17 protein-coding genes are annotated in these 16,984 nt (G+C 29.2%); 1 reads left to right on the top strand and 16 read right to left on the bottom strand.

Annotated elements, in window-relative coordinates; translation table 11 throughout:
* Positions 1–13 precede the first annotated feature (13 nt).
* The 9 genes from MARIT_RS05610 to MARIT_RS05570 all read right to left on the bottom strand — a co-directional run bounded on the left by MARIT_RS05610 (position 14) and on the right by MARIT_RS05570 (position 7,083).
* Positions 14–667, bottom strand: a complete 654-nt coding sequence (locus MARIT_RS05610; protein WP_100211011.1) for a DUF7738 domain-containing protein — start codon at positions 665–667, stop codon at positions 14–16.
* A gap of 37 nt (positions 668–704) precedes the next feature.
* Positions 705–1,301 (bottom strand): DUF7738 domain-containing protein, encoded by a 597-nt coding sequence (locus MARIT_RS05605; protein WP_100211010.1) that lies wholly within the window; start codon positions 1,299–1,301, stop codon positions 705–707.
* A gap of 50 nt (positions 1,302–1,351) precedes the next feature.
* Positions 1,352–2,011 carry a DUF7738 domain-containing protein gene (locus MARIT_RS05600; RefSeq protein WP_100211009.1) on the bottom strand — a complete coding sequence of 220 codons (660 nt, stop codon included), beginning with the start codon at positions 2,009–2,011 and terminating at the stop codon, positions 1,352–1,354.
* Between the two features lie 37 nt (positions 2,012–2,048).
* Entirely contained in the window at positions 2,049–2,645 is a 597-nt protein-coding gene (locus MARIT_RS05595) for a DUF7738 domain-containing protein (RefSeq protein ID WP_100211008.1), read from the bottom strand.
* Between the two features lie 37 nt (positions 2,646–2,682).
* The gene (locus MARIT_RS05590) at positions 2,683–3,279 is read right to left on the bottom strand and encodes a DUF7738 domain-containing protein (RefSeq protein ID WP_100211007.1); all 597 of its coding nucleotides are present in this window, start codon (positions 3,277–3,279) and stop codon (positions 2,683–2,685) included.
* A 121-nt stretch (positions 3,280–3,400) separates the two neighbouring features.
* Positions 3,401–4,048: a hypothetical protein gene (locus MARIT_RS05585; RefSeq protein ID WP_100211006.1), complete on the bottom strand. Its 648-nt coding sequence runs from the start codon at positions 4,046–4,048 to the stop codon at positions 3,401–3,403.
* A gap of 2 nt (positions 4,049–4,050) precedes the next feature.
* Positions 4,051–5,844: a type VI secretion system Vgr family protein gene (locus MARIT_RS05580; protein WP_100211005.1), complete on the bottom strand. Its 1,794-nt coding sequence runs from the start codon at positions 5,842–5,844 to the stop codon at positions 4,051–4,053.
* A 269-nt stretch (positions 5,845–6,113) separates the two neighbouring features.
* The gene (locus MARIT_RS05575; protein WP_100211004.1) at positions 6,114–6,347 is read right to left on the bottom strand and encodes a hypothetical protein; all 234 of its coding nucleotides are present in this window, start codon (positions 6,345–6,347) and stop codon (positions 6,114–6,116) included.
* A gap of 472 nt (positions 6,348–6,819) precedes the next feature.
* On the bottom strand, positions 6,820–7,083 hold the full coding sequence (locus MARIT_RS05570; protein ID WP_024742382.1) for a hypothetical protein: 264 nt from the start codon (positions 7,081–7,083) through the stop codon (positions 6,820–6,822).
* A gap of 261 nt (positions 7,084–7,344) precedes the next feature.
* Here MARIT_RS05570 and MARIT_RS05565 point away from each other — a divergent pair, with 261 nt between their 5' ends.
* Entirely contained in the window at positions 7,345–7,611 is a 267-nt protein-coding gene (locus MARIT_RS05565; protein WP_024742381.1) for a helix-turn-helix domain-containing protein, read from the top strand.
* Positions 7,612–7,730: 119 nt separating this feature from the next.
* On the opposite strand, the gene MARIT_RS05560 is transcribed toward MARIT_RS05565, so the two are convergent.
* From MARIT_RS05560 to MARIT_RS05525, 7 genes are all read right to left on the bottom strand, one after another.
* Positions 7,731–8,147, bottom strand: a complete 417-nt coding sequence (locus MARIT_RS05560; RefSeq protein ID WP_024742380.1) for a hypothetical protein — start codon at positions 8,145–8,147, stop codon at positions 7,731–7,733.
* 400 nt (positions 8,148–8,547) lie between these two features.
* Positions 8,548–8,940 (bottom strand): hypothetical protein, encoded by a 393-nt coding sequence (locus MARIT_RS05555; RefSeq protein ID WP_157926201.1) that lies wholly within the window; start codon positions 8,938–8,940, stop codon positions 8,548–8,550.
* A 13-nt stretch (positions 8,941–8,953) separates the two neighbouring features.
* Positions 8,954–9,574, bottom strand: coding sequence for a hypothetical protein (locus MARIT_RS05550; protein ID WP_157926200.1), 621 nt, complete (start codon positions 9,572–9,574; stop codon positions 8,954–8,956).
* A gap of 1,041 nt (positions 9,575–10,615) precedes the next feature.
* The gene (locus MARIT_RS05540; RefSeq protein ID WP_100211001.1) at positions 10,616–11,224 is read right to left on the bottom strand and encodes a hypothetical protein; all 609 of its coding nucleotides are present in this window, start codon (positions 11,222–11,224) and stop codon (positions 10,616–10,618) included.
* A 649-nt stretch (positions 11,225–11,873) separates the two neighbouring features.
* Complete coding sequence (locus MARIT_RS05535) at positions 11,874–12,734, bottom strand: DUF7281 domain-containing protein (protein ID WP_100211000.1); 861 nt, start codon at positions 12,732–12,734, stop codon at positions 11,874–11,876.
* 4 nt (positions 12,735–12,738) lie between these two features.
* Complete coding sequence (locus tag MARIT_RS05530) at positions 12,739–16,428, bottom strand: ATP-binding protein (protein ID WP_100210999.1); 3,690 nt, start codon at positions 16,426–16,428, stop codon at positions 12,739–12,741.
* A complete protein-coding gene (locus MARIT_RS05525; RefSeq protein WP_100210998.1) occupies positions 16,412–16,984 on the bottom strand; it encodes a condensin complex protein MksE in 573 nt (190 codons plus the stop codon). The genes MARIT_RS05530 and MARIT_RS05525 overlap by 17 nt, the downstream gene beginning before the upstream one ends.

Here is a 16,984-nt window from a genome sequence, read left to right as displayed (position 1 = left end):
TTTCTCTTTTATTTTATGCTTCTTGTTTCTCATAAATATGGATACTTTTTATTGTATGCGTATCTTCTAGCTTCCAATCTCCACTTATATATAAATGCCCTCCTCCTTTTCTATGGTAAGCTACAGGTGAGTCTAAAGAATAAACCAACTCTTTATTATTACAAGGATATGTTAACATATAACCGCTACTGGTAATTCCCATAGCATCAAAACTGGTACCTGCTCTTTTTACATATTCGTGCATCTTATCTGTTTTATGAAGTAAAAAAGTATTTAAAACTATTGCTTCATTTCCTTTCATATGCACATTAGGATACTTTAAATAGGTAGTATTTACATATACATATATATGCTTTACGAATGACTTGGATACTGTAATTTCCAGACCTAAAGACTCCCAAAAATATTTTTTAGTATCCTTGTCATAATATTCATTACTATAACTAGATTTTTTATTTCCAAACACCTTTTCAAACTCTTTTAAAGACATTCCTAACCGAAATGGTTTGCCATTGTAGGTGAGTTCGCAACCGTTTAATTCAAAACGGTGTTTTTGTGCCATAAATGCTTTGTATGCTGGACTGTTCGTATCCTTCGTTTCTTTTTTTATGCTCGTTTTACAACTGGTTAAAAAAAGTATGACTATTAGATAAACATATTGCTTCATAGATATTCTTTTTTAGTGGTATTAGAGGGTTCCTATTTTATTGATAATAATTAATAGTTATTTTTCTTACTGGACTTGTTTCATCTAACTTGGGCTTTCCTGTAAGTGCCATATGCCCCCCTCCTATTCGGTTAAAAATTACAGGAGATCTAAAAAAATATTTATAATTGCAATTTGGCTGCTCATACTTATACCCATCGGATGATATCAAAAAATCGTCAAATTCAAATTTTGAAGTTTTTCTAATAAAATCCTCAAATTTTTCTTCTTTAGAAAGAATGGTATGATTCACCATCATATAATTTACTCCTTTTTTAAATGAAATTCCTAAAGCATTTATTATATCTACTGAATCTTTTGATGCTGTTATAGGCGAATCAATAAACTTCACAATAAAATTACCAATTCCTTTGGTGTTATAATCTCCAAACACCTTTTCAAACTCTTTTAAAGACATTCCTAATCGAAATGGTTTTCCATTGTAAGTGAGCTCACAACCGTTTAATTCAAAACGGTGTTTTTGTGCCATAAATGCTTTGTATGCTGGACTGTTCGTATCCTTCGTTTCTTTTTTTATGCTCGTTTTACAACTGGTTAAAAAAAGTATGACTATTAGATAAACATATTGCTTCATAAGTATGATTTTTAATTCTATTCTATTAACTCTCTTCTATAGATACGATATCATTCTATATGATAACTTACACTTATGGATTGTATAGGACTGGTTTCATTCATATTCCATTTACCTTTTACATATAAATGCCCTCCTCCTTTTCTATGGTAAATTACAGGAGATGCTAAGTAAAGTCTAATGTTTTTATCTTCACAATATTTTACATCTTCATAACCATTCGTATCAATTATAAAATTATCTTCTACATTTATATTTGCGCTTTTTATAAATTCTTGAAATTGTTTTCCTCTTTCCAAAATATAATTATTAAATATCAATGATGGAATGCCTTTTATACCCAACTTGTAACCATCTTCATATACCTCATAAACATCACTTTCGATGTATAGGTATATGTAAATCGCCTTCTCTTTAAAAAAGGTAACACTAATACTCTTTGCTCCCCATACCATTCTTCTCTCATTTCTAGTGACTATTAAATGCTCTTTATCATATTTTCCAAACACCTTTTCAAACTCTTTTAAAGACATTCCTAATCGAAATGGTTTTCCATTGTAAGTGAGCTCACAACCGTTTAATTCAAAACGGTGTTTTTGTGCCATAAATGCTTTGTATGCTGGGCTATTCGTTTCCTTCGTTTCTTTTTTTATGCTCGTTTTACAACTGGTTAAAAAAAGTATGGCTATTAGATAGGTATATTGCTTCATGGACATTCCTTTTTAGTTGTATTAGAGGGTTCCTATTTTATTGATAATAATTAATAGTTATTTTTCTTACTGGACTTGTTTTATCTAACTTGGGCTTTCCTGTAAGTGCTATATGCCCCCCTCCTATTCGGTTAAAAATTACAGGAGATATAAAAAAATATTCATAATTACAATCTAGCTGCTCATACTTATACCCTTCGGATGATATCAAAAAATCGTCAAATTCAAATTTTGAAGTTTTTCTAATAAAATCCTCAAATTTTTCTTCTTTAGAAAGAATGGTATGATTCACCATCATATAATTTACTCCTTTTTTAAATGAAATTCCTAAAGCATTTATTATAGCTACTGAATCTTTTGATGCTGTTATAGGCGAATCAATAAAATCCACAAAAAAATTACCAAACCCTTTGGTGTTATAATCTCCAAACACCTTTTCAAACTCTTTTAAAGACATTCCTAACCGAAATGGTTTGCCATTGTAGGTGAGTTCGCAACCATTTAATTCAAAACGGTGTTTTTGTGCCATAAATGCTTTGTATGCTGGGCTGTTCGTATCTTTCGTTTCTTTTTTTATGCTCGTTTTACAACTGGTTAAAAAAAGTATGGCTATTAGATAAACATATTGTTTCATGGACATTCCTTTTTAGTTGTATTAGAGGGTTCCTGTTTTATTGATAATAATTAATAATTACCTCTTTTACTGGACTTGTTTTATCTAACTTGGGCTTTCCTGTAAGTGCTATATGCCCCCCTCCTATTCGGTTAAAAATTACAGGAGACCTAAAAAAATATTCATAATTACAATCTAGCTGCTCATACTTATACCCATCGGATGATATCAAAAAATCGTCAAATTCAAATTTTGAAGTTTTTCTAATAAAATCCTCAAATTTTTCTTCTTTAGAAAGAATGGTATGATTCACCATCATATAATTTACTCCTTTTTTAAATGAAATTCCTAAAGCATTTATTATATCTACTGAATCTTTTGATGCTGTTATAGGCGAATCAATAAAATCCACAATAAAATTACCAAACCCTTTGGTGTTATAATCTCCAAACACCTTTTCAAACTCTTTTAAAGACATTCCTAACCGAAATGGTTTGCCATTGTAGGTAAGTTCGCAACCGTTTAATTCAAAACGGTGTTTTTGTGCCATAAATGCTTTGTATGCTGGGCTGTTCGTATCTTTCGTTTCTTTTTTTATGCTCGTTTTACAACTGGTTAAAAAAAGTATGGCTATTAGATAGGTATATTGCTTCATAGATATTCTTTTTTAGTGGTATTGGAGGGTTCTTTTTTATGAATTGTTTCGTTTATCCTTCTTGTTTTTAATAAATATAAATGCTTTTCATTTCGTGTGCTCTTTCTCGCTTGGCTTGCTATTAGGCATATTTCAATGACAATACAAACAATAAAAACTGAACTAGCATTACTATCCAAAACGGCTTTAAAGATGGTTTTATATTTTCTGTTATTAGATTACCAAACTTATCTGCAATGACCTCTGATATTTTTAATTTAGGGTCTTTAAAATCCACATCTTCCAATCGGACTTTTTTTAAAATATAATTGATTATTTTTTTTTGGAGCTTAGGAGTATCTGTATTATTATTTTCTTGTAATAATGTTTTTTGAAATAGTTTTTTATCTTTTACAAAAGTTTTCCAATCTTTTGTATCCACTATTTTAGAGGTTAATGTTCTTACTTTTTTTAACAAGACCTCTCCTGCATTATTTTCCCAAAATAAATGAATTGCATTTTGAATCGTTATTTTATTTGCAAATGCTATATATATCCCAAAGAAAATTGGTGCTCCAAAAATTATAACTAAACCAGGTATATTGCCTATTAAAAGCCCTATAAATAGCCCATAAATACTTCCATGTCCGCCACCTGAGCGCCCTATATTCATATATAAAGCAACAATAAAAAACAAAGCGGTTATTACAAACCCTATTGTTATAAGAGTAATCCACTTTAAAAATGATTTTCCTCCTATATATGTAATTGATTTAACTGTATTTTTCATATTTATTTTACTTCCGCTTTTCCGCTAGCTCCTTGTACAACCACTCCTTGCCCTTCTATTTTGGTTTCCTGCCCTTTTAACTCGGCCGCTTTTTCTGCCTGTAATATGGTGTTCTTTCCTTTTACATCTATATTTCCTTTTCCTTCTATGGCAACATTGGCATTACTGGTGAAAGCTACATCTTTATTTGCTTGTACTTCCATAGCTCCTGCTACTAGTATGGTGGTATTTTTTTCGGAAGCGGCTTTAATTTCGCCTTGTGCTTGTATGTTTATATTTTCTTTGGCTGCTATTTTGATATTTTTAGCTGTGAGCTCTAAATTTTCTGTGGCTTGTATATAAAGAGATTTCTTTTTAGTATCAAAAGTAATAATGCTTCCTTCATGGTCATAAATATGTATTTTTTCTTTTCCCCTAGTATCGTCTAACTCTATGGTATGCCCGCTACGTGTTTTTAGGCTTTTTACATTATTATCTTTTTTTCCTCCTACTGCGCTATCAAAATGATGTAAACTTCCTAATACAAACGGACGGTTAGGATCGTTATGGTGAAAGCCTATGAGTACTTGATCTCTTTGTTCTGGAATGAATACATGGCCCCTATTTTTTTCTACTACATTGCTACTTCCTGCATCTGAAGCTAATACTTGAATCCAGTTGGTTGTCATTTCATTTTCTTGCCATAGCATTCGTACTTTTACTCGCCCTTTATGCAATGGGTCTTCGTTGTCCACTACAATGGCTCTTTGCGTACCTGCCATTACTGACTTTACTTTTGGCTCGGGTAAATACCTACTATTGGACGCAATGGCTTTGAATTGATTTTCATATTCCTTTCCTTGTCCTTCTGTATGGGTTATTTCTGTAATTAAATAGCTGTCTCCAATATGTTTTTCTTGGCTGGTTAATCGAATTACACTTCCTATTTCTAAGCCTACATATTTACTTTTTGCTTCTAATACATCAAATTCACTTAAAATACTTTCGGTTTTTCCTAATAAATAACGATCCATTTCATACTTGTCTCCTACTACTGTTTCTGGCATGCCTAATGTTTTGGTTGGATACAACTCTAAGGCGGCATTTAATGCGTATTCAGCAATGGCACTGGTTGCTTTATCATTTTTAGCAGGCGCGGCTAACATTTTGTTTTCTGGATAGCTAAAATCGTAAGTTCTTTGAGATACTGCGGCAGTTTGGGTGGTTATTTTTACTTCATATACCTCTTCATTGTATGCTAAATCAATGCTATTTTTTCCTTCTTTGGGTTTTCCAAATACAATGTATTCTCCTTCGTAATAGAACCATTCGTGGTATTGTTTTGCCAAACGTTGTAAATAGGCGAAGTCACTTTCATTGTACTGACATTGGTAAGGTATGATAAAGTCGGTTTCTGGCGCTATCATTCCTTGCATTCTTGATGTTTCTAAAATATTCTTAACAATTTGTGGCATGCTTTTGTTTGTCCACGACTTTAATCTGTTTCCAGATTCTAACAAAATTGTTTTAGAATATCCTTTGAGTATTGTATGTCCGTATTCTCCTTTTGACATCTCAAAATCCATTGCTGTAATTCTTCCTAAAAAATCGTAGTTTTCTATTTCTATATAAATGGATTTACCGATGTATTCTTTGGGAGTAAATATATCGGTTCCTTTTTTGAGTATAAAAATTTCATTGTCTAGTGCTACCTCAAAAGTGTGATGTTCGTTTACTTTTTGTACTAATTTTAGGCTTACATAGCGATCTATAGGCACACCGGCTATAGAAATTTGGCAGGGGTTTTCTTTTAACATTTTTCTTCTTTAATGGTTTTCTGTCTCTTTTTTGCTTTAAAGAGCGGCTTATTTTCTTCTTCTTTTATGCTTTGTATATGGCATAATTATTTAATGATTGACTTTTGAATGTGAGTCGTATTGCTGAAATGCTCCCCAAAGATAACGTTATTCGTATTATTTTACTAGTTTTTTTTATGTTTTATATATAACTTTTGTTTGTTTATAACTCACAAAAAACGAATTTATATATTGCACGTGATTTAAACTTGTTGTTTTGAAGCAAAAATTTAGTTTTTTTTGAGTTGCATAGTCTTAGTTAGGTTGTAAGAAAAAGTGTAAACTACTTCATGATGGTGCTTATTCTGATTTGTAATGATTTTATAATGGGAATTGATTTTGCTTACACTTGTATGTTCTTTTTTATAAAGAATTGTTGTTTTACTATTGCTTTCTTTTCCGTTGTTATTTGCTGTATGCTGTTTTTTCTCTCCAAAAAACAGGGTACAGGATTTTAACTTCATTTTTTGTACAGCGTTTTTTTATCGCGAAAAAACACTGTACAAGATGTTAACTCCATTTTTTGTACAGCGTTTTTTTATCGCGAAAAAACACTGTACAAGATGTTAACTCTGTTTGCTGTACAAACTTTTTAGCTTGTGCTAAAAAGTTTGCACAGTTTTACACTATAAATCAAATAGTTATGTATTATTATTAAAAAATAGTAGGGCTTTTTTATATAAAGGTATTGTTTTTTATGGGGCTATTGAAAGGGCATATATGGGCTTTTTTAGGAAATATAGTAGCACGTATTGCTTATATAACATAGTGAGAAAAGCTTATTTTAAAAAAAAGATAAAAAAAATTAGGTTCTTATCTTTTTTATTTTGTATATTTGCCTAAGTTATTCGGAGATATCCGAATATACTTTTTCTTTTTCATAGCAATTTTCCCGCTCAATTCTTTTGAGTGGGTTTTTTTATGCTTTTTGATTCGTTAAAACATGGGGGGATAAATAGTGTCTTCATATTCTTGAATTTGATCTAACAAATTGCATAGTATTTTAAAGTTATAGAGCATATTTAAGGTGTAGCTTAACTCCATATTGCCATTCTTTTTTTGACTGGCAAAGGTGTCATATAACATTTCATGCATTGTTTTTTTTATGTCTTTTGTTTTTCCATATTTTGTAAATTCATAAATGGTTTTTACCATGTGTGCTTCCATGAGTACTGCTTTTTCTTTTTTTAAATTGCTCATAATGTTTGTTGGTTTTGCTGTTATTTATACTTATTTAATACTTTTTTTGTGCTTTTTTTGTACTTAGTTTTTATTAAAATAATAGTTTTACTGCTATTTTGATGGTGTAAATATAAGTTCAACTTATACATTCATTACATTTAACGTAACTATTATAACAACAAAGATACATATTAATACACTAAAGGACAAGCATGATGTAACTTTTATTAATTTAAATTACATTTTACGTACCTTTGTAAGAGGCAATAAATATCAATTATGGATTTTTTAAATATAAAAGAGCAAATAAAAAGTAAGGGATATACTTACGAAACTTTTGGGAAAGAAGTTGGTTTAACAAAAACAAGTATTGCTAGAATTGTTTCGGGGACTCAAACGCCTAGTTTTGAAATGCTCGCAAAAATAGCAAAGACTTTAGATGTTGATATTAAGGATTTGTTTCATAGTACTAAAGCCACTATGGATCCTAAAACTGAAATACAACATATTATAAATCAGCTAGAGAATTTAAAGAACAGATTGTAATTGTTGTTATTTTTTGAAATTATCAAAATAAAAAATAGCCTTTGTATGTGTTAAAAAAAGGCATAAAAAAAAAGCTGAATTGTTTTTACAATTCAGCTTTTAGCATTTGTTTTAATGGGTTATACTGTTAATGTTTCTTTGTGTGCTGCTATTTCATTAAGTGCTGTGTTTAGTATGGCTACTTGTGCCTCTAGTTGTTGGTGGTCTATTTGATCTTCAATAACATTAACAGCGCTGTAATTAGCATTTCTGTTTTCTAAGGCTTTTAACTTGGTTTCTTCTCTTTCTATTTTTAACTCCAAGCTTCGTTTTTCTTTTTCATCTGTAATTACTCCTAATGCTGATTCAAATCCTGTTATAATAGCTTTTACACTAATTATACCTTCTTGTACTCGCTGAGTTCTTAGCTCTTTGTCTGTTAAAGATTCTCCTAAGTTTCTTAGTCTTCTTTCTAATAGCGTTTTTTCTGATTGGGTAGTTTCAATAGCTGCATCGCAAGCGGCTTTTGTTTCCAACAATGTGAAATTCAATTCCATAATATATAAATTTTAAATGGTTACAATTTTTTTTTAAGAAGTAACTTCTTGTTATTTATATCGGATTTTTTGTTGTTTTATTGTGTAGGGCTGTTACTTTTTTTGTTTTTTAATTAAAAAAGGGTCTTTTTGGTGTTTGTTGCTAATGGAGTATTTACATTTGTTGAGACGAATTAATTGAGTCCTTTTCTTTCTTTAAAAGCCATCTTAATTCAAGAAGGTTGAATAAGAGTTTTTTGATTTTTTTTACGTTGTTTTTCCTTTCCTAAATTCAGATAACCTCCTACCGAGAATTAATGTAGCAACGGGTAAAAGTGTATCTATCCTATTCATTTTTCTTAATAATGGTTTGGGTATGGTGCCTTTTAATGCAGTTTAGGTGGTGTTGCAAATAGTAGTTTTAAAATTCAAATCCTTTTCCCCATATTAAATAACTTTTTAACTTTTCTCCTTCATACCACAATGTTATAAAGTTCAAACTATCTTTCTCCCAAGTTAATTCATCTATAATTACACTTTCACTAAGTCTTTCTTCTTCTGAATACGAATAAGTAATATTATTTCTAAATTCACCCTGTGCGTCATCTAAAACAAACTGGTTACTTGAAACTAAATTTCCATATTTTAGAATAGCTTCTTGTTTTTTCAACAGTGTTATATCTTTAAGCGATATGCTGTCTTGCGTTTTTGTTATTTTATCTGAATTATATTGTTTTGATTTAAGAACCATGTTTTTATCTTTTTTTTCACCACAACTTATCAATGCTAAAAGTATTATTGTATAAAATTTCATTGCCATTTTAGAATTAGTATTTACTGAATTTTGAGTTTGAAACCATTGTATTCAATTCTCGTAAGATGTAATCTAGATGCCTATCTTTTAATCTATTTCCGATATTCATAAGACTGTTTTTATCTTTAAAATAATTGCTAGAAGGATTGTATTCATCTCCGTGCATGCCTGAACTGGCATGAATTGAGTTTCCTACTGCATGCCCAAATTCATGAGCTATCGGGTATTGATAGAAGCTTTCCTGAGCCCTAACTCTTCTCCTCCAAGAAGTATCTTTTGTGTCTAATTTTATAATTTTATTATTCCAATCTACGCCACTTGTTATATGAGCTAGATGATTACTTGGGTATTTAGTCACATTCACTTTCCAGTGTTCTCCATATTGTACCCATTCAATATCAAAATTTACATCCCATCTTTTCTTTGCATTTCTTATTGCAAAATCAGAATTTCCTTTAACTTTTAAAAAGAAGTATTTACCCCAGCTATTCCAAATTAAATTGTCTACTTCTTTATGGAATTTTTGTTTTTCCGAATATGTCCATCTTGAAGTATTCATAGAATTAAGCCAAAAGTATCGCCATTTTTGTTTTATTAAAATTGTTCCTCGACTTTCTTCAATATGAATATCCATTCTGTCGGTATACTTTGAGTAATATCCCATCATCTTGTTCAGTATTATTTGCAATGGTTTGGGTAAGCTGCGCTTTAGTGCAGTTTAGATGGTGTTGCTAATAGTTTTTTTTAAGATGTTTTTTGAATTGAAAGGTAAAACAAAAATGACCCAAAAATTGTTATTATAAAAACAAATAGTGCTTTTAAGAACCAAAGATTAGTCTTAAGTACGTATTTCAAGGAAATAGAATTTAAAAAAAATAATATTCCACTAAACAATAGTATTAAGTCTGTACCAAACCCTATTTCATTAATTTGATTAATTCCAGCATAGACTCTTTCTTTCTCACTAAAGTCAGTACTATTGATTTTTATAAACCTCAATAATTTATTCGCTTTCGCTATTCTGAACTTTATATACCAATTAGAACAAAATATAATCACAAAGTTTACGAGTACTATAAAATAAGTCTTTGTTTTTTTTTTCATTTTAAGCTATCAATGTCAGTTATTTACAGAAAAACTCTGCGGTGTTTTTTAATTTTAAATATGTTTAACAGTTTTCCAATTAAATACAACTTGTTTATATACGTATAAAACACATCGTTATACAACTCCATTTATATGGTAAGCAATGTATCTATACATCTTTATTTAGTCTAAAAATAGGTTAAATATTAAAACCTCCAAAAGGGTTTTTAATTTTTTCTAAGCTAGTTGGAGTGTCTAGTTTTGTTGAGACGAATTAATTGAGTCCATTTCTCTCTTTAAAAGCCATCTTAATTCAAGAAGATTAAATAAGAGTTTTTTGATTTTTTTTACGTTGTTTTTCCTTTCCTAAATTCAGATAACCCCCTACCGAGAATTAATGTAGCAACAGGTAAAAGTGTATCTATCCTATTCATTTTTCTTAATAATGGCTAACGGTCTCGGCTATTAGTTTTTACGTGAATTTAGAAATAAATTTTCTAAGAAAAAACTTAGGATTGAAAATTCGCGAGGACTTTCTTAAGTAGGCTTGTACTAGCAATTAATTTTATACGGTGTTATGTGTTCGTTCTCATGACTTATTGAATCCTAGAACTATTCTCCACATACCCAATAAAAATAATACCATTGTTGATATTCCTATACCGCCTTTAAGAAAAATCGATAAAATTGAAAATACAACAAGTCCAAAACCTATAAATTTGTTTTTATTTCCTTCTTTCTGAATTATTTCATCTAAAGCTCTTGTTTTTTCGATAGGTACATTAAACTTTTCTTTTAAATCTTTCTCAATTTCAGCAATTTTTATCCCTTTTTTCTTATTTGTTTCAATAAACTGTCTTAAGAATTCATCGTCTCTATTATCATTTCCTATAACTTCAAACATATTTACATCCATATGATTTAATTTATGTTTTATAGTTTCTAAAGAATATCCTTGTTTTAATTCTTCTTCAATGAATTTTTTTGGTTCAAAATTTTCATTTGCATTTTTCGTAACTTCTTTTAAAAGAAAATCATTTACTTTTTCTAATCCGATTGTTAGATTTCTTTCTTTCAATTCATTTTGAAGTATTGGAATTACGTCTTTTCTTAATGACTTAATATCTCTTACTATCTTTAAAAGTTCATCATCTGAAAACTTTGAGTATGTCTTTTGAATTTCTTCTATACTTATCATTTGGATTTTATTTCTAATGACACCTAACGTTTTGGCTAAACTGCGTTTTAATGCAGTTTAGGTTTTGTTAGCTGCTTTTTTTTAACCGTTAATTTCTTGTTGTCAATATTCAGTTCAAAAACTTTATCATTTGGTTTAAGTATTTCTACATTACCATAATGCAATTGTCTGTGATGATTAGCACAAACGGTAATTAAATTATCTATACATCTTTATTTAGCCTAAAAATAGGTTAAATATTAAAACCTCCAAAAGGGTTTTTAATTTTTTCTAAGCTAGTTGTATTTGCTGTGTGACTATTACTAAGTTTGCCCATAAGTGTTAAGTTTATAAGGCGCTTTATTGAAGCATTTTAGCGCCTATTTGCCTACCACATTGCCCCTGCTTTTCAGTAATAATCGCTATTTAATGGCTTCGTTTTGTACAAACTTTTTGGAGCAGAGTAAAAATCTGTATAGCTTTACACTGATATTTAACGTGAGTTTGATGTAATACTTAATGAGTATCAATTAATTACATTTTTAAGGTCTGTTAGCTAATTAGTTTTCATGATAAAAACAGGCCTTATTCATATCTGATTAAGAATTCAATAGTTAACAAACAGAAAAAATGTAAAACAAGCTATTAATCAATACTTAGGATTGTTTTCTTATGTCGAACTCACGTTAATATAGTATTCTTGGTCTAAACCTTTTTTTGTGTTGTTGATTAACTTTAACAATTTTAAAATTTCAAGTTCGTTTATTTCTTCAACATTAAAATTAACATTTTGTTTATTATAACGTTGTCTGTTGCCTTTTAATATTAAATCTTGCTCTATAGTTTTTGGAACAAAAAACGAAGCTTTTTCATTTAAGTAACGTTTATATTCATTTAAATAAATACCAATTCCTGCATAATCAAAATCGCCAAAATGCATGTACTTATTTGAAACCGATTGCATCCATTTAATAAAGTCTTTATTTTGATTTTGTGGGTAACGTGAAATAAATAAAGGTGTTATTTCATTAAATAAATATCGTTGACTTTCAATTTCACTAAAATTTTTAGAGTTTTCAATACCAACAAGAGTAACATTTTCAGAAACTCTGAAAGTTTCGTAATCGAAAATAAAAATAAAACTTCCTTTTTGTGGATTGATAATTATATCCTCTCCATTTAATTTTGCTTTTATAGGCTCGTAGCAATTTATTAAAAAACCTTTAAAGGCACGCTCTTTTGAGTGTTTAGAGTCTGTAGTAATTTGTACAAACTCTGCCCGAGAAGTTACATCATTTTCTAAAGCAGCAACATAATCCTTTAGATTATCTATTTGTAACTGATTTGCCATGTATAGTTCAAAGCTTTTTTTGTTAGAAAGTGTGATTGTTTTACGATGTTTTCCTTTTCTTTCTAATATGTTTTCTGAAACTAAATTATCAATAAGTTTTCCTTTAGCAGAGCTATTAGCTATGCTTTCACCGTTTATTAACTGTAATAATATTTTTGCTGTTTTTAGTGATAACTGCATTCTGTTAAGCTGTTTGAGTTACTTTAACTAATCGATTTATTTTAGTAACGTATTTTTTAGTATCAGTTTTTGATTGTTGTTTTGATAATTTAAAAGTGTATTTGTAATCTGTAGCATTTTGACTGGTAGGCGAGCCATTAATAAGCAAAATATTACGTTCGTTGGCAAAACGCAAAATGCCTTTTACATTGGTTGGATGTAAACGTCCTATTTCATCCATCATACAATGTAGTTTAAAGTCTTTAAATTGTCGTGATGCACCTTCTTTAAATACATTTAAAAGTAAAATATTTATCATTGTTTTTACTAAAATATCCGTGCCCTCACTACCAACATTCGATAATTTTTCAACCCACCCCGAGTCGTTATCGTTTTCAATAATTTTAAATTCTAAATCAAAAGACTCAGATAGGGTTAAGATTTTACTTTTTGTTTTGTCTATTTCTTCGATAAGCTTTTTTAATAAATCAATCGCTTTTTGATTTTTTGAATTGGTGTCGGATGATGTAAATAAATTAGTTTCGCCTAAATCAAAGCTATTATTGTCATTAAACTCTTTTATGCGAATTAAAATTTTTACAATAGGATTTGAACTTTCTTTGGTTCGCATTTCCATTTCTTTAATGGCTTGTACGAAATTTTTTGACACAAAATCATTATTGATTTTTTTAATTACCTTTTCTATTTCGGCTTCTTTCGAGTTTAATTCAGTAGTTTCTCGACCAATTAAACGAATAATACTTGCAAAACGTTCATTTACTCTTTTTTCAAATTCATTAATTTTATCTTCTTCAATAAATTCTTTAAGGTCTGATGAAAAGTTTAAATAATCGCTATCAGTGTTCAGCTTTACATTGAATTTAAAGATGTTATTTTCGTTGAAATTTCCTGTAAACACATTGGTAGCTTGTTGTAATTCTTTAAAGCTTTGAATACTTTTCCAATGTTTGTTATTGAGTTCGATTATAATTGAAGTAGCAGTTTCTAAATTATCAAACTCCTTTATTTCATCTGAAAAATAATGCTGAACACTTAAATATACCTCCGATTTTTTGAACGTTTCAAATCCACCTAAATCCGTATCAAACTGTTTTAGCTTTTCAACTATTGATTTTACCACGCCTTCTTGTTGCAAATACTTTGCATTCATTTTTTGCATTTCAATTTTGTGAGACTCCTCAATGGTATTTTTCTTTTTTTCAAGCCTTGTTTTTTCTATTTTTAACTGCGGAACCTTATCAAAAAGTTCTCGTTTGTCTTTTTTGTATTCAAAAACAAGCCATTCATTATTTTCGATGTATTTTAAATCATTAGAAATAGTAGATAATCTACGGTCAATAATTTCAAGTCTTTCGGTGTCTGCACCTTTAGTGTCGAGTTCTTTTAGTTGTTTTGTTTTTAAATTTTTTATGCGTTCTTCTGCATCTGTTTTCCTTTCTGAAATAGCTGTTTTCAGGTGGTTAATGCTATTGCTTTTTTCGTTTTCTAAATTTTCAATTTTAGCGTTACGTTCTTTTTCTTTAAGTGTGATTTTTCGTTTAACCCCTTTTTTAATTGTCTCTAATTGTTGTTCTGTAGTTGCTTTTTTAAAAGCTAATTTTTCTAAATTGACTTCTAATTCTTGAAAAAGTTTAGCTTTTTGATTTTTGGATTTATCTATCCATTCTTTTAACTCAATAGTATTTTTCTTTAGTTTTTGTTCCGTTTGTTGAATAATGTACTCGTTTTCTGAAACTGCATCGTTAAGCGCATTTAGTTTTTTTCCAAATTTCTTTTTGAGCTTTTGTAAATTATGCTGTTTATCTTGATGTAATTGCTGAATATTCTTTTGAATACCATTTATTTGGCTACTAAAATCGCTAATTTCTTTTTCATAGTCTTTTACTGTTTTAACTCTACTTTTTAACGCATTTAAATTGAGTTCGACACCAAAAAATGTTGTATTTTCTTTATTCGTTATCCTTGGGTTTAATGCATTGGTAAACAAAACATCTTCGTCAATAACTTTACCAATGGTGTTTTCCCAGTTAGGATAATGATCATTTAACCAACCATATAACGACGATTTACTTTGGGTAATTTTGTGTTTAATTTTTGTGGTTTCATCGGAAAGTTTTTGAATGTTTTCGTTGGCTTTATCTATTTTTATTTTATGATAATTTTCAACGCTCTGCTTTTCCAAATCCCACTCTTTTCGCGTGTTTTCGGTTAGGTTTTTATCCTTTTTAATATTTATTTGAGCGTCTGAAATAAGTTTATTAAGATTTATCTTTTCTTTTTCACAGCTTTCAATTTCTTCTTTAAAAAAGGTTTGGTGTTTTAATGAAGACTTTTTTATTTTAATTTTTTGCTCTTCATCAACAATTAATTTTAAATTGCTGTTTACTTTGTCAATATCCTCTTTATTATCAGTATGTATTTGATCGATTAGTGCTTTATAAGTTTCTGTAACTTTGTTTTTTTGAGTTGTAAAATCGCTGTTAATGGTATTTATCTGGGCATTTTGAATATTTGTAAACTCTTGTTGTTGATTTTCAACTTGCTTTATTAATGCATCGTATTTGCCCTTAACCTCTGTAAATTTTGAAGTAAGCAAGCTTTTTTCATCTTTTAGAGCATTATTTTCTTTTAAAAGAGTACTTTTATTCGCCACCTTTTTAATGATTTCTGTAATATTCTTGTTGATGTACTCTTCTTGTTTTTCTTTAGCTTTATAGAGTTCCTTTTTTAAATGATCTATACCTGAAATAATTTTTTGCTCCCTATTTTTATGAGTTCCTGAAAGATTATCTCTTTGTTTATCAAGTTCTTTCAAAGTTAATTTTTCTGCTGTTTCCTTTGAAATTAAGGATGGCTTTTCATTTTCAATACAATCTATTTTATAAGCTAATTTATAAGTCAATTCTCGTTTTTCACGATTTAAAAAATTATAAAGACGATGTTTTTCTACAACTGAATCTGCTTGTTTTCTAACAACAATTTGCCCTTTTTTATTGGTTTTAAACCAAATTTTAATATCGTTTATTTGCGATTCAAAATCTCGTAAATGCACTTTTGAATAATTTTCGATATCAATATCAAATTCTTCTTCGTTTAACGATTTAATAATCGTGTCTTTTATAAATTTCGCTTCTAAATTAGAATTTAAAAATACGTTTTGAATTGTTCTGGGAATATTTTGATATTGTTTACTTTCAACAATCGCATATTTCCTAAAGTTAGCCTTTAAGCCTTTGTTGTCGCCATAAATTATACGTCTATAATCTTCGTAGCTATTCACTAATGAAGTGTAATTGATATTTCTTCCAAAATTGTCTCTAATTTTATCCCAATTTTCATAGGCTCTGTTGTTTTGGTCTAAAAATAATGCTGATTTGTAGGCAGAATCAAAAAATCTAAACGCTACTTTGCCACTTGTTTTATATGCTAAAACGCAAAATGGAATGTTGTTTTTCACCACTTCGTAAACAATATAAGAGTTTTGATATTGAAAATAATAATCATCAAAGCCTCGTTTTTCTTTTGGTATTCCTAACTTACTTTTATTAGCACTGTAAAAAAATAGGATAGCTCTCAAAAGTGTACTTTTACCTACACCTTGTGTACCGATTAAATGCACGTTTCCGTTTAATTCTATTTCTGTATATGTTACAGAAGCACTATTTATAAAAATTATTTTATTGAGGTATCTCATTGTCTAGATCTTCAGGGATATTTATGGTTGAAATGATGTCTTTTAGATAATGAAAAGAGGTTAGGACTTTATATGTTTCTGTGATTTCGTTTTCTAAAGAAACAAAATATTCTTTTTCAAGTTTTTCAATAAGTTTTTGTATCCGTTCGGTGTATTTCTTTTTTTCATTTCCTATTTTTTTAAAACCATCAAGTTTAGATTTTAAATCGGCATTGTTTTTTAGTTGGTTTACAATATCGGCAGGCGAAAACCGGTAACCAACATCAAACGACGAGTCGAAAGTTTTAAAGAAATCCAATATATCTATCCACTCAAATGCTTTATCTAATTTTCGTTCTAAATCGATGTTTTTTTCCTTTCTGCTGAAATAAAAATATTCGTTTCCGTGTTCTAAAACGTAGTTTATTTGATAGAAATATTCGTGTAAATCGGCAAAATTATCTTCATCCTCTAAAATTTTGTAGAGTGTTTGTATGTGTTCGTCAGGACTGTTTGAACATATAAATTGTCCTTTTCGTAAAATGTGAAATATATCGGATGTGTATTTTGATATCAT

This window comes from Tenacibaculum maritimum NCIMB 2154, from assembly GCF_900119795.1.
Classification (GTDB): domain Bacteria; phylum Bacteroidota; class Bacteroidia; order Flavobacteriales; family Flavobacteriaceae; genus Polaribacter; species Polaribacter maritimus.
This window is presented reverse-complemented; position numbering and strand designations above follow the sequence as displayed.